The organism is Alcaligenes faecalis, from assembly GCF_002443155.1.
In the GTDB taxonomy this organism is placed as follows: Bacteria; Pseudomonadota; Gammaproteobacteria; order Burkholderiales; family Burkholderiaceae_B; genus Alcaligenes; species Alcaligenes faecalis.
The window spans coordinates 824,068-843,582 of sequence record NZ_CP023667.1 but is presented as its reverse complement, the minus strand read 5'-3'; the positions used below and the strand labels follow the sequence as shown (position 1 = coordinate 843,582).

Sequence of the window (19,515 nt, the reverse complement as noted above, 5' to 3'; positions counted from 1 at the left end):
GTCTGTATCCTGCTTAGAAAGTCCGGGCCTTGGGCGGAATCGTTTCGGCTGTCAGAGGCTTCATCTGGACAGGCTTGTACTCCAGACGGCTGCCTTCCGAGAACCACAAGGTGTGACGCAGCCAGTTTTCGTCGTCACGTTCTGGGTGGTCGTTCAGGGCATGAGCACCGCGACTTTCAGTACGATTGGCGGCCGACTTCGTGGTGGCGCGAGCCACTTCGATCATGTTGGCCACTTCCAGAGCTTCAATACGGGCGGTATTGAACACTTTGGACTTGTCTTTGAAGTAAATGTCCTTGACTTCGGGAACCAGGGATTCGATCTGGTCGACACCCTTGTGCAGCAGATCCAGGGTACGGAACACACCGCAGTGAGCCTGCATGGCCACACGAATCTTGTTGCCCACGTCCTGTGCCTTTTCGCCCGATGTGCGGGATTCCAGACGGTTGACGCGGTCCAGCGAGTACTCGATGGAGGACTCGTTGATTTCCTGGTGAGAGTGCGTTTTCTCGGGGTGCGAATCCACAATGTGGTTGCCCGCAGCGCGACCGAACACGATCAGGTCCAGCAGGGAGTTCGTACCCAGACGGTTGGCACCGTGCACAGAGGTAGCGGCACATTCACCGATGGCGTACAGACCGTTGACGATCTTGTTCTCGCCCGTTGGCGTTTGGGTCACAACCTGACCGTAGTAGTTCGTGGGGATACCGCCCATCTGGTAGTGGATGGTTGGAACCACAGGGATTGGGTCTTTGATCGGGTCCACGTTACCGAACTTGATCGCGATTTCGCGAATCGAGGGCAGACGTTTCTTGATGACGTCAGCGCCCAGGTGATCCAGTTTCAGAACCACGTAGCTGCCATCGCCACAACCGCGTCCTTCCTTGATTTCCTGGTCCATGGAACGGGACACGAAGTCACGTGGGGCCAAGTCTTTCAGGGTGGGAGCGTAACGCTCCATGAAGCGCTCGCCGTCTTTATTCAGCAAGATACCGCCTTCACCGCGCACGCCTTCGGTAATCAGCACGCCAGCACCGGCAACGCCAGTGGGGTGGAATTGCCAGAATTCCATGTCTTGCAAAGGCAGACCGGCACGCGCAGCCATACCCAGGCCGTCACCGGTGTTGATGAAGGCGTTGGTGGAAGCAGCCCAGATACGGCCAGCACCACCGGTAGCCAGCACCACGCGCTTGCCTTCCAGAACGTAGATTTCGCCGGTTTCCATTTCCAGAGCGGTTACGCCCAGAACGTCGCCAGCTTCGTTACGCAGCAGATCCAGAGCCATCCATTCCACGAAGAACTGGGTACGGGCAGCTACGTTACGCTGGTACAGGGTGTGCAGCATGGCGTGACCAGTACGGTCAGCAGCAGCACAGGCACGTTGAACAGGTTTTTCACCGAAGTTGGCGGTGTGACCACCAAATGGACGCTGGTAAATCGTGCCGTCCTGGTTACGGTCAAACGGCATACCGAAGTGCTCAAGCTCGTACACAGCGTGTGGAGCTTCACGGCACATGAATTCGATGGCGTCCTGGTCGCCCAGCCAGTCCGAACCTTTAACGGTGTCGTACATGTGCCAGTACCAGTGATCCTCGCTCATGTTGCCCAGGGAGGCACTGACGCCACCTTGAGCCGCCACAGTGTGGGAGCGGGTTGGGAACACCTTGCTGAGCACGGCAACGGACAAGCCGGCCTGAGCCAATTGCAGGGAACAACGCATACCGGCGCCACCGGCACCGACCACCACTACGTCAAACTGACGGCGGGGCAAAGATTTTGTGATGGAAGCCACGGTTTAGAGACTCCAGATAATTTTTGCAAAAAAGACGACACTGGCGACCAGCCACAGCAAGGTCAACACTTGCAGGAACAAGCGCAGACCAGCGGGCTTGACGTAGTCCATCCAGATGTCACGCACACCAATCCAGGCGTGCCAGGACAAAGACAGGAAGAACAAGGTTGCCAGCAACTGACCCAAAGGCAGGGAGCCGACCGTGAACGAGAACAGGCCGCGCCAGGTCTCGAAATTCAGTTCACTGCTAAACAGGATGCCGCCGATGATGACCAAGGTGTAGATGGCCATGATGACTGCGGTGACACGCTGTGCCAGAAAGTCCAAGGTACCGTAGTGGGCACCCACTACCAGGCGGTTTGCGCCAATGCGCTCACGATTTGCCATTACCACACCCCAAACAGTTTCAAACCAAACACAACGGTCAGCGCCAGGCTGACCCCGAACACCATACCGGCCGACTTCTTGGCGGACTCTTTGTCGTTACCCAGGTGCAGGTCCAGTGCCAGATAGCGGATACCGGCACAGAAGTGGTGCAGGTAGCCCCAGATCAGGACCAGAAGGATCAGCTTACAGACAGGGTTGTCGACGTAGCTGCGCAAGGTCTCGAAGGACTCTGGAGAGCTGACGCTCAAAGAGAACAGTGGCAATAGAACGAGCGGCAGGCAAAGAAACAGCAATGCACCACTGACACGATGCAAAATCGACGATTTTGCAGCCAGGGGCAAGCGGTAGCTCAATATCTGCGGCACGCTGATATTGCGATACTGCGGACGCTGCTTGGGTGCGGTATCAGACATGATGGCCTCGAAGTAGATAAAAAAAAGTCATAAAATTTTTAACCTTGGTATTTTCACCTATTTGACACTACGGTGCAGTATCAAATACCGTATGCCGCCGCACTAGCTGAGCGTGTTTCGGTAATGGAAGCGCTCAGTCAGGTACAAGCCCCGGCGCAACTCCATCGGTCGGTCACCATAGGTATAGGACACGCGTTCCACGTGCAGGAGCGGCGAACCAGCTTCCACCTGCAAGACCGAGGCGGCCTCGTCAGTGGCGCTGACAGCACCGATCTTTTCATCGGCGCGCACCATGCTCACGCCAAACTTGCTCTCGAACCAGGCGTACATCGGGCCCTTGTTTTGCTCGACGGCTTCCAGGGTCAGACCCTTGAAGACGGAGCCGGGCAACCAGATATCGTCATAAATGGTCGGGACCTGATCAAAAGACAGAACCCGGCGCAGATTCACCACCATGTCGGAAGTGCGCAAGTCCAGCAGTACGGCAACATCCGTTGGCGCTTTCATGCGGCGCACATCCAGGATACGGCTTTGGGAAGCAACGGGCTTGCCATCGTCCGGGGCCAGGCGCAAAAAACGAAAGCGCACACGAGCCTCGTGATGGGTGGCCACAAAGGTGCCTTTGCCCTGGCGACGAATCAGGAGGTTGTCGGCGGCCAGCTCATCAATGGCTTTGCGCACCGTGCCCTGGCTGACCTGAAAACGGGCGGCCAGTTCCAGTTCACTGGGGATGGCCTCGCCAGGTTTCCACTCGCCACGATCCAGCCCCTGCAGCAACAAAGCCTTGATCTGTTGATACAGAGGGCTATAGGCCGCGCTAGGAGCGGATTTTTCGATTTCCTGGGTGCGTAGCGGCGGCACGTTATCAGACATGGGGCTCATAAAAAATGCGCGATCTATACAGCCTGCGGCGCGCATTTGTTCATAAAATAGACAGTGCACTAATTTTCGCATGACCGGCCCCGAATGTCTAACGCTCTTATGTCTTATATAAGATATAAGACGTTTGACGGCGCTATCGTTTTGGTCTAGTCTGCGCAGTGAAAAAAGAGGCTTTTCCTCTTGCGAAAAACCGTTTTCCACGCCAGCCGCCCGGTCTGCAAAAGATTTAAACTGTGTTTTTCGTCACCGTCTTCAAACCCAAAAACGGAGTCTTACTCTCATGTCCAAACCCGCAATGCGCGTCGCCGTTACCGGCGCTGCTGGCCAGATTGGCTACGCCCTGCTGTTTCGCATCGCTTCTGGCGAAATGCTGGGCAAAGACCAGCCTGTAATCCTGCAGTTGCTGGAACTCGCCGACGAGAAAGCCCAAAAGGCCCTGAAAGGCGTCATGATGGAACTGGACGACTGCGCCTTCCCGCTGCTGCAAGGCATGTCCGCCCACAGCGACCCTGAAACCGCATTCAAGGATGTTGATATCGCCCTGCTGGTCGGTGCCCGTCCTCGCGGCCCAGGCATGGAACGTAAAGATCTGCTGGCCTTCAACGCCCAGATCTTCACTGCACAAGGCCGTGCCCTGAACAAAGTGGCCAGCCGTGACGTGAAAGTGCTGGTAGTCGGCAACCCTGCCAACACCAACGCCTACATTGCCATGAAGTCCGCTCCTGATCTGCCAGCAAAGAACTTCACCGCCATGCTGCGTCTGGACCACAACCGCGCCCTGTCGCAGTTGGCCACCAAGTCCGGCAAGGCTGTTGCTGACATCGAGAACCTGATTGTTTGGGGCAACCACTCGCCCACCATGTACCCTGACACCCGCTTCGCTACCGTGAACGGCGAGAAGATCGACGCGATCATCAACGATCAGGCCTGGAACCGCGAAACCTTCATCCCCACCGTGGGCAAACGTGGCGCCGCCATCATCGAAGCCCGTGGCCTGTCCTCGGCAGCTTCGGCTGCCAACGCTGCCATCGACCACGTGCGTGACTGGGTCCTGGGTTCCAATGGCAAATGGGTCACCATGGGTGTTCCTTCGGACGGCTCCTACGGCATTCCTGAAGGCATCATCTACGGCGTGCCTGTGACCACCGAAAACGGTGAGTACAAGCGTGTTGAAGGCCTGGAAATCGACGCCTTCTCGCGTGAGCGCATGGACCACACCCTGAACGAGCTGCTGGAAGAGCGCGACGGTGTGAAGGACCTGCTGGGCTAATTAAGCCGCCAGTGTCTGCAATCCCCGCCTGATCGGCGGGGATTTTTTTTGCCTGGTGCCTACCGCCTGATGGGTGAGACCTGACGTTTGATCTCTAACGTCTGCTGCTCAATGCTTAATGCGTGATGCTGAATGCTGGAACTCAACACGTAAAACCAGGATCTTGCTATTAACATCACGGCAGTACTGAGCACTCACTTGCGTTCTACAAGCTCTGCACAATACTAGCGTGAACTGCCCCCATCGCCATGACCTTGCTGCAAAGGCGGCACATACACCACCATGCGCAAATGCCGACTCTCATCAATGATGAGCGAGGTCTGCTCAAACTCACGCAACTCCCCATCTACAAGCAATGTGCGTAGCGCACCGCAAGGCGGATGCACATCATGTTGCTCCCACCACAGCTTGAACTCCGGTGATACGCGTTTGAGCTCATTGGCCAGTTCATGAATGTCCGTACCATCTGTGGCCCGAGCAAAGTCGCGACGAAAACTGGACAACATCTCCAGCGCCTGCGACTCCCAAGGCGCAAAGCGTGTGTGCAAAGCGGGATTCGTAAACATCTGCCATAGAAGATTGCGCTGCCCCTCGGGATACGCCCCCAAGTCCAGCAAATCATCCGCCAAGGCATTAAAGCCCAGAACATCCCAACGTAAATTCAAGACAAAAGCCGGATGAGGCAAGTCGTGCATCAAGCGCCGCACCAACGGCGGCAAGACGCACCAGGTAATTCCTGGCTCGGCAGGCAGGCGCTCATGCGCCAGCAAAAACAAGTGCCTACGTTCGGCCGCATCCAGTTTCAGAACCCGCGCCAAATTGTCCAGAAAACTGGCCGACACCCCAATATCACGCCCTTGCTCCAACCAGGTGTACCAGGTCAGCCCCACTCCTGCCAAAGCGGCCACTTCCTCACGGCGCAGCCCCGGCGTACGACGACGCCCACCACTGGGCAAACCCACCTCCTCCGGCAAGAGGCGTTCACGGCATGCACGCAAGAAGGCTGCCAGATCCGGGCGCGTTCGTTCCAGCGTTCTCATGATTCAAGACCCCATTGCTTTAAGTAATAGCATAAACAGTTAAATTGTAATTGCTTAAAAAGAGTTCAAGAATACACGGGTTTCTACCTCAAACAAGCATCATGAACTCCAAGCCGCATTCCCCAAACACTCACGCAGCCTCCACAAACACCCCGCCCTGGCTGGGCCTGTCCGTGCTACTTCTGGCGGGTTTCGTCACCATTTTTGACCTGTTCGTCGTCAATGTCGCTATTCCCAATATTCAGAGCCAACTTGGCGCCAGCTTTAGTCAGATCGGCTTTATCGTGGCGGGCTACGAACTGGCTTTTGGCGTACTGCTGATTACAGGAGGACGGCTGGGCGATTTATTTGGCCGACGCAAGCTCTTTATCATCGGCATGGCAGGCTTTACGCTCACCTCTGCCCTATGCGGTCTGGCGCCCAACGCTTTTTTTCTGATTATTGCCAGGGTATTGCAGGGCCTGGCTGCCGCCCTGCTCTTCCCCCAGGTCTATGCTTCCATTCGGGTGAACTTTGACGGCGATAACAGCCGTCGCGCCTTCGGCCTGCTGGGCATGACGCTGGGGCTGGCCGCTATTGCCGGACAGGTCCTGGGAGGCTGGCTGATTCACGCCGATCTGTTTGACCTGGGCTGGCGCAACATCTTTCTGATCAATATCCCGATTGGTCTACTGGCGATTGCGGCAGCGCGCTACATTCCTGAAACTCGCGGCCCTCAAAACCAGGGACTGGACGGCACAGGCGTCATTCTGATCAGTCTGAGCCTCAGCCTGTTACTGATCCCTATCATCCAAAGCTCGGAGCATGGCTGGCCCCTTGCCAGCCTGACGAGTCTGGCCGCCTCTCTTGTCTTGCTGTTTGCTTTTTATCGGCACCAGCAAAGACGGCGACGCATCGGATATTTGCCCTTGGTCGATATGCAACTGCTGGCGCAACCCCGCTTTGCTCTGGGCGCCCTGCTGGTCTTGCTGGTGTACTCCACCGCCAGCTCTTTCTTTCTCTGTTTTGCCCTGTTGCTGCAAAGCGGCTTTGGCTTAAGTCCTTTCCACGCAGGTAGTATTTTTGCCCCCGCCAGCGTGGGGTTTATTGCCGCCTCTCTCTACGCGCCACGTCTTGTCACCCGCTACGGCACCCAGGCTATTACAACGGGAGCAATAGGCTACGCCCTCTCCTTTGCCTGGCTAATCGGCCAAGTGGCTTGGGCAGGCCCACAACTGGAGCCCGCCCACCTGATTCCTGCCTTGATTTTCCTGGGGGCCAGCCAAGGCCTGATCATGACGCCCTTACTGAATCTGATACTAGGCTTTATCGACGAGACTCAAGCTGGCATGGCCTCGGGTGTGATCTCCAGCATTCAGCAAATTGGTGCCGCTCTCGGGGTTGCCGTGGTCGGCTTCCTGTTTAATGCCGGACGAAACGCAGGCAGCGCCGCCCTGAGCCAGGCTGAGCACTATGTTTCTGCCTTTGGCATGGGGCTGACGTACAACCTGGTGGCCTCCTTGCTGGTCAGCCTGCTTTTGATAGCGTTAAGCAGAATCAGTCGGCACTAAAACCAGCCTTGAAGGAAACGGCGACGTATGGGCTTTGCTTGAGCCCCAAGGAGTATTGACGAGCCCATCAACCTTTACGCAACTTCCGCCACAACGTACTGCGGCTGATCCCCAGTTGCTGGGCTGCAAGAGCACGGTTACCGCCACACTCTTCCAGCACCTTGGCCAGATGCTCCTGCTCGCTGCGCTCTTGCTGATCACGCAGCGCAGGCATAGCGGGCTCTGCCACCACTGCCCGCAGCTCCGGCGCAATATCTTCCAGTACCACAGCCTGATCGCCTTGCACTGTGCCCAGGACCATCAAGCGTTCGATCAGGTTTTCCAACTCACGGATATTGCCGGGCCAGGTGTAGTGACGGCCCAGTTCCAGCAGCTCGGTCAGCCAATCCGGGTTGAGCGTTACAGCCCCACCCAGACGTTGAGCCACTTTTGCCAGGAGATGCTCCACCAGTTCTGGCAAATCCTGTGTGCGCAAACGCAAAGGCGGCAAGCGCAGCACCAGAATATTCAGGCGATAAAACAGGTCCTGACGGAACACACCTTCTTTAACCTGCGCGGCCAGATCGCGGTGAGTGGCCGCAATCACGCGCACATCGACTGGCGTTGGCTCAATCGCCCCGATACGCAGGACTTCTTTTTCTTGCAGCACCCGTAGCAAACGGGTTTGCAGTGGCAAGGGCATTTCCCCGATCTCGTCCAGAAACAAGGTGCCGGTGTGAGCCGCTTCCACCAGCCCTACTTTGCCGCCCCGGCTGGAACCTGTGAAGGCGCCTTCCACATAACCGAACAGTTCGCTTTCCAACAGGCTGTCAGGGAAAGCCGCGCAGTTCACGGCCACAAAGGGTTGCGCGCGTCTGGCGCTGGCGCTGTGAATGCCTTGGGCCAGCAACTCCTTACCCGTACCGCTTTCACCAATAATCAAGGTCGTCGCTGTGCTTTGCGCACAAGCCTGAGCCTGAGCACGCAGCTTGCGCATGGGCGAGCTCTGTCCCACCAGATCAGACAGCTCGTACCGGGCATGACGCGATACCGCTTGCTGACTGCGGGAACGCAAGCTGCGGTCCAGTCGTTGAATCGCGGCCGGGTCCTGGCAGAGCAACACCGCCCCGCTCAAGCGTCCCTGCTCCAGAATCGGCATGCGGGTGACAATCGCGGTACGGCCACCCACTTGTTGCACCGTATCCAACTGCACGTCCAGACTGCGCAGCGTGCCGGCCAGATCCAGCTCGGGATACAAGGAACCCAAGCGGCGACCAATCATGGCTTGAGCCGGTTGCCCCAACCAGGCTTCCATCACCGGGTTCACAGTTTCAATGCGTTCGTCCCTGTCCACTGACACCACACCGTCACGCAACTGCGCCAGAATCGTATTCAAGCGATCCCGACGGGCTGCTTCGGCGCGAGCAACACGGGCCAGTTCGATAGCCGATTCCAGGGCCTGTCGCACTGCCCCTTGTGAATACAGCAGCACGCCTTCCATCTGGTTCTCGCGCGCCAAGTCCACCACCAGACCGGGTGCCAGCACCCACTCCACGCCCAGCTCTTTCAAATCCTGGACACAGCTACGCGCATCAGCCTCGCTGCGATAGCTGCGTAGCTCCACAGGCAGATCAAAGCGCTGCACAAACTCCATCAGTTCCAGCGGCATTTCGCCATAAGTCACCACGGCTTTACGCTCGGCCTGTGCCGAGGCCAGACTGCCCATAATGTCAAAGCCACCGGGATGTACCAGTACCACCGGCAGGTCCAGATGTTCGCGCAAATAACTGCCGTTGGAACCCGCAGACACCAGCACGTCAATTTCACCTGTTTGTCGCAACACCTGCACGGCTTCTACGGCCTCGCCATAGGCTTTGTCCACGATCAGTATTTCGGCCTGGGCGCGGAACTGCGGCACCAGTTCTTCCAGGAGAGAACGCAGTCCATGCAGGCCGAAAGCCACCAGACGCAGACGGGCAGGAGGGGAAGAAGGATAAGGCATACGGTTTCACCCAGGCATCAACAATGCGACACTGTTTCAAATTACGTTTCAATATTGAAACACAAAACAGAAAAAGGCAGTATTCACAGCAAGGAGTGACGACGGCAAACCACGGGAGAAATCCCCTTACTGGCTGGCTTCAGGCGTTTCATCCTCTCCATACCTGAACTTGGCACAGCATTTGCTTTAGTAGAACCAACCCATCGCAGCATCACGCTGACGACATTTTTTATTTTGTGATCTGGAGCCCCAAATGAGCCAAAACCAACTGACATCGGCAGGCGCCCGTTTCCGCCAGGCCCTGCGTGAAGAACAGCCTTTGCAAATCATCGGCGCCATCAACGCCAACCACGCTTTGTTGGCCCAACGCGCCGGCTACCGCGCCATCTACTTGTCGGGTGGCGGTGTCGCGGCTGGCTCTCTGGGCTTGCCTGATCTGGGCATCAACACGCTGGACGACGTGCTGACTGACATTCGCCGCATCACCGATGTATGCGACTTGCCTTTGATGGTGGACATTGATACCGGCTTTGGTGCCTCGGCCTTCAATATCGCCCGCACCATCAAAAGCCTGATCAAGTTCGGCGCCGCCGCTTGCCACATTGAAGACCAGGTCGGTGCCAAGCGTTGCGGCCACCGCCCCGGTAAAGAAATCGTCAGCACTGGCGAAATGGCCGACCGCGTGAAAGCGGCTGTCGACGCGCGTACCGACCCGGAATTCTTCATCATGGCTCGTACGGATGCAATTGCAGTTGAAGGCGTGGACGCCGCTCTGGAACGTGCCCAGGCTTGCGTGGAAGCGGGTGCAGACGGCATTTTTGCTGAAGCTTGCTACGACCTGGACACCTACCGTCGCTTTACCGAAACCCTGAATGTGCCTGTGCTGGCCAACATTACCGAGTTCGGTCAGACCCCGCTGTTCACCGTGGAAGAACTGGCGTCGGCCAATGTGGCCATGGTGCTCTATCCCCTGTCCGCCTTCCGCGCCATGAACAAGGCCGCCGAAACTGTCTACCAGGCGATCCGTCGTGACGGACATCAAAAAAATGTCATCGATTTGATGCAGACTCGTGAAGAACTGTACGATCGTATCGGCTACCATGCTTACGAGCAAAGCCTCGACAAGCTGTTCCAAAAAAACAAGAAGTCCTGAGCCACCACAGGCTCCCGCCCGGCCCGTTGACAGGGCCGTCGCGCGGGTAAAACCCCATTCAGCAGCCAGCCTCGTGCTGGCTGCCCAGCAACCAGGAGACCTTTATGAGCAGTACTGAGAACACCCCTAGCACTGGCTTCAAGCCCAAGAAATCTGTTGCCCTGTCTGGCGTTGTTGCAGGCAATACCGCCTTGTGCACGGTCGGTCGCAGTGGTAATGATCTGCACTACCGCGGCTACGATATCTTGGACCTGGCCCAGGCTTGCGAATTTGAGGAAGTGGCTCATTTGCTGATTCACGGCAAATTGCCCAACCGCGACGAACTGCGCGCGTACAAGCAAAAGCTCAAGCGTCTGCGCGGCCTGCCTCTGGCCCTGCAAACCGCGCTGGAAACCCTGCCTGCCCACAGCCACCCCATGGACGTGATGCGCACTGCCGTGTCGGTTCTGGGTTGCGTGCTGCCCGAAAAAGACGACCACAACCTGCCCGACGCACGCGACATCGCCGACCGTCTGATGGCTTGCCTGGGTTCGGCCCTGCTGTACTGGTACCACTACAGCCACAACGGCGAAATGATTGATGTGCAGACTGACGATGACAGCATCGGCGCGCATTTCCTGCACTTGCTGCATGGCGAGAAGCCATCGGCCGAGTGGGAAAAAGCCATGCACGTGTCGCTGAACCTGTACGCCGAGCACGAGTTCAACGCCTCCACCTTCACCAGCCGCGTTATCGCCGGTACGGGTTCGGACTTCTACTCCGCCATTGCCGGCGCTATCGGTGCCCTGCGCGGTCCCAAGCACGGCGGTGCCAACGAAGTGGCTTTTGAAATCCAGAAGCGCTACGAGAATCCCGATCAGGCTGAAGAAGACATCCGCAAGCGCGTGGAAAACAAGGAAGTCATTATTGGCTTCGGTCACCCCGTCTACACCATCTCCGACCCACGCAACGAAGTGATCAAATCGGTGGCCAAGGAACTGGCCGAGGCCGATGGCAACACCCGCATGTTCGACATTGCCGAGCGTTTGGAAAGCGTGATGTGGGAAGTGAAAAAAATGTTCCCCAACCTGGACTGGTTCTCGGCCGTGTCCTACCACACCATGGGTGTGCCCACTGCCATGTTCACGCCATTGTTCGTGATCGCGCGTACGGCTGGCTGGGCGGCTCACGTCATTGAGCAGCGCGTGGACAACAAGATTATTCGTCCTACCGCCAACTACATTGGCCCTGAAAACCAGAGCTTTGTGCCTCTGGATCAGCGCCCATAAGTCACAGATCCTGGGCTATTATTTGCCTGTGATCTAACCCACACGGCCCCGCTGCATTGCGCACGCGGGGCCGTCTTGCTGGTGACTTCCATGCTCTCTGAATTTGTACGCTACGCCCTGCCGCTGGCCGGCACCCTGATGATTGCCTGTGCCCTGACCAGTCTGGTCTCCGGCGCTTATTTACTGCTTTTCAATCTGCGCCGCAGCAACCAGGTGTTGCGTCACCCTTATCTGGATCAGTACCCCTGGGAAAAACTCAGTTTTTCGCTGAAGGCAGGCGTACTGCTGGATTATTTTTTACGTCTGAATTTCCCCAAACGCCAAAGCTCGCTGTTTGGCAATGCCAATCGTCTGCTCAAGCACGTACAGCCCGACGACGTTCCCATGGGCGTCAAATGGCCCCTGATGGGACTGTGGGGCGGCTGCTTTCTGGGCATGATCAGCATGCTGGCTGTTTGGATTCTGATCGCTCTGCACTCCAACCCCACTTGAAGGAGCCTGCCATGACTACCGAGATCCACCACGACCCGCAAGCACGTCTGTTTTACTGCGACGTTGAAAACCTGCGCAGTGTTATCGAATACGAACTGGACGATGCTGTCATGAGCATCACCCACACCCGCGTGCCGCCTCAGCTGGAAGGCCGCGGCATTGCGGGGCAACTGACCCGCTTCGCATTGGAAACGGCAAAAAACCAACAGTGGAAAGTACGCCCTGTTTGCAGCTATGCCGTGGTCTATTTCCGCCGCCACCCTGAATACGCCGATTTGCTGGCCTGAGCCAAACAACATTCAGCTTCTCGTAAGTCTTATATAAGATATAAGACCATTGCTTCGCTGCGCGCTTCAAATTACAATTGGGGCAACACGCGATTTATTGCATTTTCATATCAACCATTTACCGATAGGCACCCGCACTATGCTGGACTCTTACCGCGAACATGTTGCCGAGCGCGCTGCTCTGGGCATTCCCCCGCTGCCTTTGTCGGCTCAGCAGACCGCCGAGCTGATCGAGCTCATCAAGAACCCACCTGCCGGTGAGGAAGCATTTCTGGTCGACCTGCTGACGCACCGCGTCCCCGCCGGTGTGGACGATGCTGCCAAAGTGAAAGCCTCCTACCTGGCCGCTATCGCGCTGGGCACAGAAACCTGTGCTTTGATCAGCCGCGAGCGTGCCACTGAGCTGCTGGGAACCATGCTGGGTGGCTACAACATCAGCCCGCTGATCGATCTGCTGGATTCGCCCGAACTGGGCCAGATCGCCGCCAACGGCCTGAAAAACACCCTGTTGATGTTTGACTCTTTCCACGACGTTCAGGAAAAAGCCGAAAAGGGCAATGCCTTTGCAAAAGAAGTGCTGCAAAGCTGGGCCGACGGCGAGTGGTTCACCAGCCGTCCTGAAGTTCCCGAAAGCCTGACCGTGACCGTTTTCAAAGTCACTGGCGAGACCAACACGGACGATCTGTCCCCCGCCCCTGACGCCTGGAGCCGCCCGGACATTCCGCTGCACGCTCTGGCCATGCTGAAGAACCCACGCCCAGGTATCGAGCCTGAAGAGCCCGGCAAGAAAGGCCCTGTCAGCTTTATCGAATCCCTGAAAGAAAAGGGCCACCTGGTTGCCTACGTGGGCGACGTGGTCGGTACCGGCTCTTCGCGTAAATCGGCCACCAACTCCGTGTTGTGGTTCACCGGCGAAGACATTCCTTTCGTTCCCAACAAGCGCTTTGGTGGCGTGTGTCTGGGCAGCAAGATTGCTCCTATCTTCTACAACACCATGGAAGATGCCGGCGCTCTGCCTATCGAACTGGACGTTTCCAAAATGGAAATGGGCGACGTGGTTGAACTGCGTCCCTACGAAGGCAAGGCCTTCAAGAATGGCGAGCTGATCTCCGAATTCCAGGTCAAATCCGACGTCCTGTTTGACGAAGTGCGCGCCGGTGGCCGTATTCCCCTGATCATTGGCCGTGGCCTGACCACCCGTGCTCGCGAAGCACTGGGTCTGCCCCCAACCACCCTGTTCCGCCTGCCACAAAGCCCTGCCGATTCCGGTAAAGGCTTCTCCCTGGCCCAGAAGATGGTTGGCCGTGCTTGCGGTCTGCCTGAAGGCCAGGGCGTGCGTCCCGGTACCTACTGCGAACCACGCATGACCACCGTTGGCAGCCAGGACACCACCGGCCCAATGACTCGCGACGAACTGAAAGACCTGGCTTGCCTGGGCTTCTCGTCCGATCTGGTGATGCAGTCCTTCTGCCACACCGCTGCTTACCCCAAACCTGTTGACGTTAAAACTCACCACGAACTGCCTGCTTTCATCAGCACACGCGGTGGTGTTTCCCTGCGTCCAGGCGACGGTATCATCCACTCCTGGCTGAACCGCATGTTGTTGCCCGATACCGTGGGTACCGGTGGCGACTCGCACACCCGTTTCCCTATCGGCATCAGCTTCCCCGCTGGTTCCGGTCTGGTGGCCTTTGCCGCTGCTACCGGTGTGATGCCTCTGGACATGCCAGAATCCGTGCTGGTGCGCTTCAAGGGCGAAATGCAGCCCGGCGTCACCCTGCGTGACCTGGTTAACGCCATTCCTCTGTACGCCATCAAGCAAGGTTTGCTGACCGTGGAAAAAGCCGGCAAGAAGAACATCTTCTCCGGCCGTATTCTGGAAATCGAAGGTCTGCCCAACCTGAAGATCGAACAGGCTTTCGAGCTGTCCGACGCTTCGGCCGAGCGCTCCGCCGCTGCATGTACCGTGCGTCTGAGCAAAGAACCCATCATCGAATACCTGAACAGCAACATCACGCTGCTCAAGTGGATGATTGCCAATGGCTACGAAGACGAGCGCACCATCTCGCGTCGTATCAAGGGCATGGAAGCCTGGCTGGCCAACCCAGAACTGCTGGAACCCGATGCAGACGCTGAATACGCTGCTGTCATCGACATTGATCTGGCTGAAATTCACGAACCTATCGTAGCTTGCCCGAACGACCCTGACGACGTGAAAACCCTGTCCGACGTGTCCGGCACCGTGATCGACGAAGTGTTTATCGGTAGCTGCATGACCAACATTGGTCACTTCCGTGCCGCGTCCAAGCTGCTGGAAGGCAAGCGCGACATTCCAACCCGTCTGTGGGTCGCTCCTCCGACCAAGATGGACCAGCAACAGCTGAGCGAAGAAGGCCACTACGGCGTTCTGGGCGTGGCTGGTGCTCGTATGGAAATGCCCGGTTGCTCGCTGTGCATGGGTAACCAGGCACAGGTTCGCGAAGGCGCCACCGTCATGTCCACCAGTACCCGTAACTTCCCCAACCGTCTGGGCAAGAACACCAACGTGTTCCTGGGTTCGGCTGAACTGGCCGCCATCTGCTCACGTCTGGGTCGCATCCCGACCCGCGAAGAGTACCTGGCCGACATGGGCGTACTGCAAGCCAATAGCGAAGACATCTATCGCTACATGAACTTCGACCAGATCGAAGAGTTCAAGGAAATTGCTGACTCCGTAGGTCTGTAAGCCCTAGCGCTTGCAAATAACGCCTTCGCCGCTGCATGCGGCGAAGGCGTTTTTCTTTGCCTGTTTGAAATGATCGCCCTCCCAAGGGGCATGCAAAAAGCCGCGATAGCGGGGGCCAAGCACTACTGGCAGTGCACGTATCCATGGCTGCCAGCCCGCGGGTATACCCCTATCATCATTGTGGTTACTCCTTATGTACGGCTGTTGTTCGAATCGCATATAAAGCTGAAAGCAAACTGAAAGAAAGCTGAAAACAACACCAGATTGCTGCAGTTTGCTCTCGAACGCTTACAGCCACTTCGGAGACACACCCCATGAGAAACAGGATCAAAAAAAGCACCGCGCCCCAAGAACAGAACGGCGCATCCCGGCGCAAGTTCCTGAGCGGTGCTGCAGCCGGCACCGCGGCTGCAGCAACGATGGGCTTTCCTGCCATCGCTCGCGCGCAGGGTCCCATCAACTTCCGCTTTCAAAGCACTTGGCCCACCGTCGACATCTTCCACGAATTCGCTCTTGATTTCGCCAAGAAGATCAACGATATGACTGGTGGAGATCTGAAAATCGAAGTCCTGCCCGCCGGGGCGGTTGTACCGGCCTTTGGCCTGCTGGATGCCGTCTCCAAGGGAACGCTGGACGGCGGCCACGGCGTACTGGGCTACAACTACGGCAAGCAAAATGCCCTGGCTTTGTTTTCGTCGGGCCCGGCCTTCGGCATGGACGCCAATATGGTGCTGGCATGGCACAAATACGGCGGCGGCAAGGAACTGCTGGCCAAACTGTACGATGCCATCGGTGGCAACGTCGTCTCCTTCCTGACTGGCCCGATGCCCACACAACCGTTCGGCTGGTTCAAAAAACCCATCACCAAGACCGAAGACCTCAAGGGCCTGAAGTTCCGCACCAATGGCCTGGCTATCGACCTGTTCACCGAAATGGGCGCTGCCGTGAACGCACTGCCAGGCGGTGAAATTGTGCCAGCGCTGGACCGTGGTCTGCTCGATGGTGCGGAGTTCAACAACGCCGCCTCGGACCGCGCTCTAGGCTTCCCGGACGTGTCCAAGGTCTGCATGCTGCAAAGCTTTCACCAGGCCTCGGAAACTTTCGAGATCATGTTCAACAAGGATAAGTACAACGCCTTGCCGACACAGTTGAAGGCCATTGTCGACAACGCCGTCGAGGCCTCATCGGCCGACATGTCCTGGAAGGCGGTGGACCGTTACTCGCAGGACTACCAGCGCCTGCAAAAGGAAGATGGCGTCAAATTCTACAAGACGCCCGACACCATCCTGCAGCAACAACTGGTCGTGTGGGACCAGATCGTCGCCAAAAAAGCCGAGACCAATCCCCTCTTCAAGGAAATCGACGCATCACAACGAGCGTTCGCGGCACGCGCCATGGCATGGGACATGGACACCAACAATAACCGCCGTATGGCCTACAACCATTACTTTGGCCGCAAGGCTCCCCAAGCCAAGAGCTGACAAAAAGGGCAATCGCATCGCGTCATCCCGTCCATCCGGATGTGGATGACGTCTCCCCCTACCCCAGGCCGGCCGCGTTCCACCCCGCAGCCGACACGCATCAGACCCTTTCCGCGCTAGCAAGGTGAACCTACCATGCAGAAAATCCTGGTCTTCATCGACCGGTTCAATACGTGGATAGGCCAGTTGTTCGGCTGGCTAGTCCTGGCATTGACCCTGTTCGTTTCCTTCGAGGTCTTCTCTCGATACGTGTTGTCCAACCCGCATGCCTGGGCCTTTGACATGATGAACATGCTGTACGGCGGCCTGTTCATGATGGCCGGTGCCTATACGCTCTCCAAGAACGGCCATGTCCGCGGGGATGTGCTGTACGGTTTTTTCCCGCCCCGCCTGCAGGCGGGTCTGGACCTGATCCTGTACATCCTGTTTTTCATTCCCGGGGTGGTCGCCATGTTCTGGGCCGGCTACTACTTCGCTGCCGAATCCTGGGCCATCACGGAGCACTCGAATATCACAGCCAACGGGCCGCCTATCTACCCATTCAAGGCCATCATCCCGCTGGCCGGTTTCTGCCTTCTGCTGCAAAGCTTCGTGGAAATGGTGTACTGCGTGCGCTGTCTGCGGGACGGGAAATGGCCTTCGCGCGACAAGGACGTTGAAGAGGTCGATGTAGACAAGCTGATGGATATGGTGGACGTCAACAGCGACGATATTAAAAAGCTGGATGCCTTTGTCACAGGCGACAGCAAGAAAGGGAGTCCAACATGAGAAAAGAGATCTGGTTCGGACTCACCATTTTGATCGGCATTGTCCTGAGCATTGCCGTATTCATGCCGTCCCCAGCAGATATGACTAATGGCCATTTGGGCCTGCTCATGCTGGCCCTGATTGTCGTCACCATCATGCTGGGCTTTCCCACTGCCTTCACCCTGATGGGAATGGGAGTGATCTTCACCTGGCTTGCCTACCGCGACATGGGGACACAGCAAGCGATCCAGCAAACCCTGGACCTGATGGTTCTGCGCACCTACGCCGTCATGACCAACGATGTGCTGATTGCGGTGCCTCTGTTCATCTTCATGGGTTACCTGGTTGAACGCGCCAACCTGATTCAGAGCCTGTTCCAGGGCATGCATCTGGCCATGGCACGGGTTCCAGGCTCGCTGGCGGTGGCCACTATTGCCACCTGCGCCATCTTTGCCACGGCCACTGGCATTGTGGGTGCGGTCGTGACTCTGATGGGACTGCTGGCCATGCCCGCCATGCTGCGAGCAGGCTACAGCGTACAGCTGACGGCTGGCTCCATTACCGCCGGGGGCTGCCTGGGCATTCTGCTGCCCCCCTCCGTGCTGCTGATCCTGTACGGCGCTGTTGCCGGTGTCTCGGTCGTGAAACTGTATGCCGGGGCCTTCTTCCCTGGCCTGTTGCTGGCGGTCATGTACGTGCTGTACGTGATTATCCTGGCCAAGCTCAAACCCAGCATCGCGCCCCCTCTTTCGGCGCAAGACCGGATTGTGCCGCTGCCCGCCTTCGCGCAAACCATCAAGGAGACCATCACGGACCGTGCCGTGCCCGGCCTGATCAGCGCCATGAAGGGGCCTCGCAATGTCGATGTACCCATGAAGCTGCTGCTCAAGAATCTGGCCGTGGCCTTGCTGCCCGCTGTGATCTTCATCGCTGTCATGGGCTTCAGCTATCAAACGGTCACCGCGCCCAAGACCGCCGAGCATTACGAGCTGCAGGAAATGGGCGGCGGTTTCAGTAGTTTCGACAATGACTACAGTGGCGGCGGGCTGGCGGAGCCTCCGGGGGCTGGCGGTTTGTCCGAACCCGAAGGGAGTGAGCCACTCCTTGCGCTGGGTGCCAGCGAACCGGGCGCAGAAGCGTCCGCAACTGAAGCAGAGGCCGCCGAAGAAGCCACCACGGCGGAACGCCAGGCAGCACCGATGACCTTCTGGATTTTCCTGATCGTAGGCAGCCTGGCCTTGCTGTGCTACTACGCGATGCTGAATTTCGCACGGCTGGAAATCTTCAAAATGCTGCTCAGCTCCTTCTTTCCGCTGACCATGCTGATCCTGGCCGTGTTGGGCAGCATCATCGTCGGCCTGTGCACTCCCACCGAGGCGGCGGCCCTGGGCGCATTGGGCGGCATCCTGCTGGCCTTCGCCTATCGCCGCCTGAACTTCTCCATGGTGCGCGAATCGGTATACCTCAGCGCCAAGACCAGTGCCATGGTCTGCTGGCTGTTCGTCGGCTCTAGTATCTTCTCGGCCGCCTTCGCCTTGCTGGGCGGTCAGGAACTGATCAATAACTGGGTGCTGTCTATGGATCTGACACCCATCCAGTTCATGATCCTGGCGCAAGTGGTCATTTTCCTGCTGGGCTGGCCACTGGAATGGACGGAGATCATCATTATCTTCATGCCCATTTTCCTGCCGCTGCTGGCGCACTACCAGATCGATCCGCTGTTCTTCGGTCTGCTGGTGGCGCTGAACCTGCAGACGGCATTCCTGTCGCCGCCAGTTGCCATGTCGGCCTTCTATCTGAAGGGTGTCTCGCCACCCCATGTGACCCTGAACCAGATTTTCCTGGGCATGATGCCCTTCATGGGTATCCAGATCCTGGCGATTATCATCCTGTATCTGTTCCCCGACATCGGCCTCTGGCTGCCCAGAGTACTGTACTGATCCCCACCCTGTAGCGCCGGATCGCAACAGAAGCCGCCGCATTTCCGGATGCGGCGGTTTTTTTGCTTCATGATCCTTCCTAGGGAGCTTCCCTCATTCACACACCC

Annotated in this window: 16 protein-coding genes; 10 read left to right on the top strand and 6 right to left on the bottom strand. The window is 57.5% G+C overall.

Annotated elements, in window-relative coordinates:
* Window positions 1-13: 13 nt before the first annotated feature.
* From sdhA to CPY64_RS03865, 4 genes are all read right to left on the bottom strand, one after another.
* Complete coding sequence (gene sdhA / locus CPY64_RS03880) at window positions 14-1,792, bottom strand: succinate dehydrogenase flavoprotein subunit (RefSeq protein ID WP_042484142.1); 1,779 nt, start codon at window positions 1,790-1,792, stop codon at window positions 14-16.
* A gap of 3 nt (window positions 1,793-1,795) precedes the next feature.
* Window positions 1,796-2,179, bottom strand: coding sequence for a succinate dehydrogenase, hydrophobic membrane anchor protein (sdhD, locus tag CPY64_RS03875; RefSeq protein ID WP_003802535.1), 384 nt, complete (start codon window positions 2,177-2,179; stop codon window positions 1,796-1,798).
* Window positions 2,179-2,592 (bottom strand): succinate dehydrogenase, cytochrome b556 subunit, encoded by a 414-nt coding sequence (gene sdhC / locus CPY64_RS03870; protein WP_009457694.1) that lies wholly within the window; start codon window positions 2,590-2,592, stop codon window positions 2,179-2,181. Before sdhC ends, sdhD begins: the two co-directional genes overlap by 1 nt.
* Before the next feature lie 102 nt (window positions 2,593-2,694).
* Complete coding sequence (locus CPY64_RS03865) at window positions 2,695-3,474, bottom strand: GntR family transcriptional regulator (protein ID WP_373862629.1); 780 nt, start codon at window positions 3,472-3,474, stop codon at window positions 2,695-2,697.
* Window positions 3,475-3,754: 280 nt separating this feature from the next.
* Between CPY64_RS03865 and CPY64_RS03860 the strand changes: the two genes are divergently transcribed.
* Window positions 3,755-4,744 (top strand): malate dehydrogenase, encoded by a 990-nt coding sequence (locus CPY64_RS03860; protein ID WP_042484133.1) that lies wholly within the window; start codon window positions 3,755-3,757, stop codon window positions 4,742-4,744.
* A gap of 224 nt (window positions 4,745-4,968) precedes the next feature.
* Here CPY64_RS03860 and CPY64_RS03855 read toward each other — a convergent pair whose 3' ends face one another.
* Window positions 4,969-5,784, bottom strand: coding sequence for a helix-turn-helix transcriptional regulator (locus CPY64_RS03855; RefSeq protein WP_042484129.1), 816 nt, complete (start codon window positions 5,782-5,784; stop codon window positions 4,969-4,971).
* A gap of 101 nt (window positions 5,785-5,885) precedes the next feature.
* Here CPY64_RS03855 and CPY64_RS03850 point away from each other — a divergent pair, with 101 nt between their 5' ends.
* The gene (locus CPY64_RS03850; protein ID WP_042484126.1) at window positions 5,886-7,334 is read left to right on the top strand and encodes an MFS transporter; all 1,449 of its coding nucleotides are present in this window, start codon (window positions 5,886-5,888) and stop codon (window positions 7,332-7,334) included.
* A gap of 67 nt (window positions 7,335-7,401) precedes the next feature.
* Here the strand turns inward: CPY64_RS03850 and prpR are convergent, their stop codons facing one another.
* Window positions 7,402-9,315 (bottom strand): propionate catabolism operon regulatory protein PrpR, encoded by a 1,914-nt coding sequence (prpR, locus tag CPY64_RS03845; RefSeq protein WP_042484123.1) that lies wholly within the window; start codon window positions 9,313-9,315, stop codon window positions 7,402-7,404.
* 253 nt (window positions 9,316-9,568) lie between these two features.
* Between prpR and prpB the strand changes: the two genes are divergently transcribed.
* From prpB to CPY64_RS03805, 8 genes are all read left to right on the top strand, one after another.
* Entirely contained in the window at window positions 9,569-10,468 is a 900-nt protein-coding gene (gene prpB, locus CPY64_RS03840) for a methylisocitrate lyase (RefSeq protein WP_026484284.1), read from the top strand.
* Window positions 10,469-10,572: 104 nt separating this feature from the next.
* Window positions 10,573-11,736 (top strand): bifunctional 2-methylcitrate synthase/citrate synthase, encoded by a 1,164-nt coding sequence (gene prpC, locus CPY64_RS03835; protein WP_042484119.1) that lies wholly within the window; start codon window positions 10,573-10,575, stop codon window positions 11,734-11,736.
* A 90-nt stretch (window positions 11,737-11,826) separates the two neighbouring features.
* A complete protein-coding gene (locus CPY64_RS03830) occupies window positions 11,827-12,228 on the top strand; it encodes a hypothetical protein (RefSeq protein ID WP_042484115.1) in 402 nt (133 codons plus the stop codon).
* A gap of 11 nt (window positions 12,229-12,239) precedes the next feature.
* Window positions 12,240-12,515, top strand: coding sequence for a GNAT family N-acetyltransferase (locus CPY64_RS03825; protein WP_042484112.1), 276 nt, complete (start codon window positions 12,240-12,242; stop codon window positions 12,513-12,515).
* Window positions 12,516-12,654: 139 nt separating this feature from the next.
* On the top strand, window positions 12,655-15,240 hold the full coding sequence (gene acnB, locus CPY64_RS03820) for a bifunctional aconitate hydratase 2/2-methylisocitrate dehydratase (RefSeq protein WP_022983544.1): 2,586 nt from the start codon (window positions 12,655-12,657) through the stop codon (window positions 15,238-15,240).
* A 314-nt stretch (window positions 15,241-15,554) separates the two neighbouring features.
* Window positions 15,555-16,721, top strand: coding sequence for a TRAP transporter substrate-binding protein (locus tag CPY64_RS03815; RefSeq protein WP_042484106.1), 1,167 nt, complete (start codon window positions 15,555-15,557; stop codon window positions 16,719-16,721).
* Between the two features lie 135 nt (window positions 16,722-16,856).
* Entirely contained in the window at window positions 16,857-17,489 is a 633-nt protein-coding gene (locus tag CPY64_RS03810) for a TRAP transporter small permease subunit (protein ID WP_042484104.1), read from the top strand.
* A complete protein-coding gene (locus CPY64_RS03805; protein WP_042484100.1) occupies window positions 17,486-19,408 on the top strand; it encodes a TRAP transporter large permease in 1,923 nt (640 codons plus the stop codon). The genes CPY64_RS03810 and CPY64_RS03805 overlap by 4 nt, the downstream gene beginning before the upstream one ends.
* Window positions 19,409-19,515: the final 107 nt, after the last annotated feature.

Excerpts from the sequence above, each read along its gene's own strand:
- sdhD (WP_003802535.1), bottom strand. The coding sequence starts at position 2,179 with ATGGCAAATCGTGAGCGCATTGGCGCAAACCGCCTGGTAGTGGGTGCC.
- sdhC (WP_009457694.1), bottom strand. The coding sequence starts at position 2,592 with ATGTCTGATACCGCACCCAAGCAGCGTCCGCAGTATCGCAATATCAGC.
- CPY64_RS03865 (WP_373862629.1), bottom strand. The coding sequence starts at position 3,474 with ATGAGCCCCATGTCTGATAACGTGCCGCCGCTACGCACCCAGGAAATC.
- CPY64_RS03860 (WP_042484133.1), top strand. The coding sequence starts at position 3,755 with ATGTCCAAACCCGCAATGCGCGTCGCCGTTACCGGCGCTGCTGGCCAG.
- CPY64_RS03855 (WP_042484129.1), bottom strand. The coding sequence starts at position 5,784 with ATGAGAACGCTGGAACGAACGCGCCCGGATCTGGCAGCCTTCTTGCGT.
- CPY64_RS03850 (WP_042484126.1), top strand. The coding sequence starts at position 5,886 with ATGAACTCCAAGCCGCATTCCCCAAACACTCACGCAGCCTCCACAAAC.
- prpR (WP_042484123.1), bottom strand. The coding sequence starts at position 9,315 with ATGCCTTATCCTTCTTCCCCTCCTGCCCGTCTGCGTCTGGTGGCTTTC.
- prpB (WP_026484284.1), top strand. The coding sequence starts at position 9,569 with ATGAGCCAAAACCAACTGACATCGGCAGGCGCCCGTTTCCGCCAGGCC.
- prpC (WP_042484119.1), top strand. The coding sequence starts at position 10,573 with ATGAGCAGTACTGAGAACACCCCTAGCACTGGCTTCAAGCCCAAGAAA.
- CPY64_RS03830 (WP_042484115.1), top strand. The coding sequence starts at position 11,827 with ATGCTCTCTGAATTTGTACGCTACGCCCTGCCGCTGGCCGGCACCCTG.
- CPY64_RS03825 (WP_042484112.1), top strand. The coding sequence starts at position 12,240 with ATGACTACCGAGATCCACCACGACCCGCAAGCACGTCTGTTTTACTGC.
- acnB (WP_022983544.1), top strand. The coding sequence starts at position 12,655 with ATGCTGGACTCTTACCGCGAACATGTTGCCGAGCGCGCTGCTCTGGGC.
- CPY64_RS03815 (WP_042484106.1), top strand. The coding sequence starts at position 15,555 with ATGAGAAACAGGATCAAAAAAAGCACCGCGCCCCAAGAACAGAACGGC.
- CPY64_RS03810 (WP_042484104.1), top strand. The coding sequence starts at position 16,857 with ATGCAGAAAATCCTGGTCTTCATCGACCGGTTCAATACGTGGATAGGC.
- CPY64_RS03805 (WP_042484100.1), top strand. The coding sequence starts at position 17,486 with ATGAGAAAAGAGATCTGGTTCGGACTCACCATTTTGATCGGCATTGTC.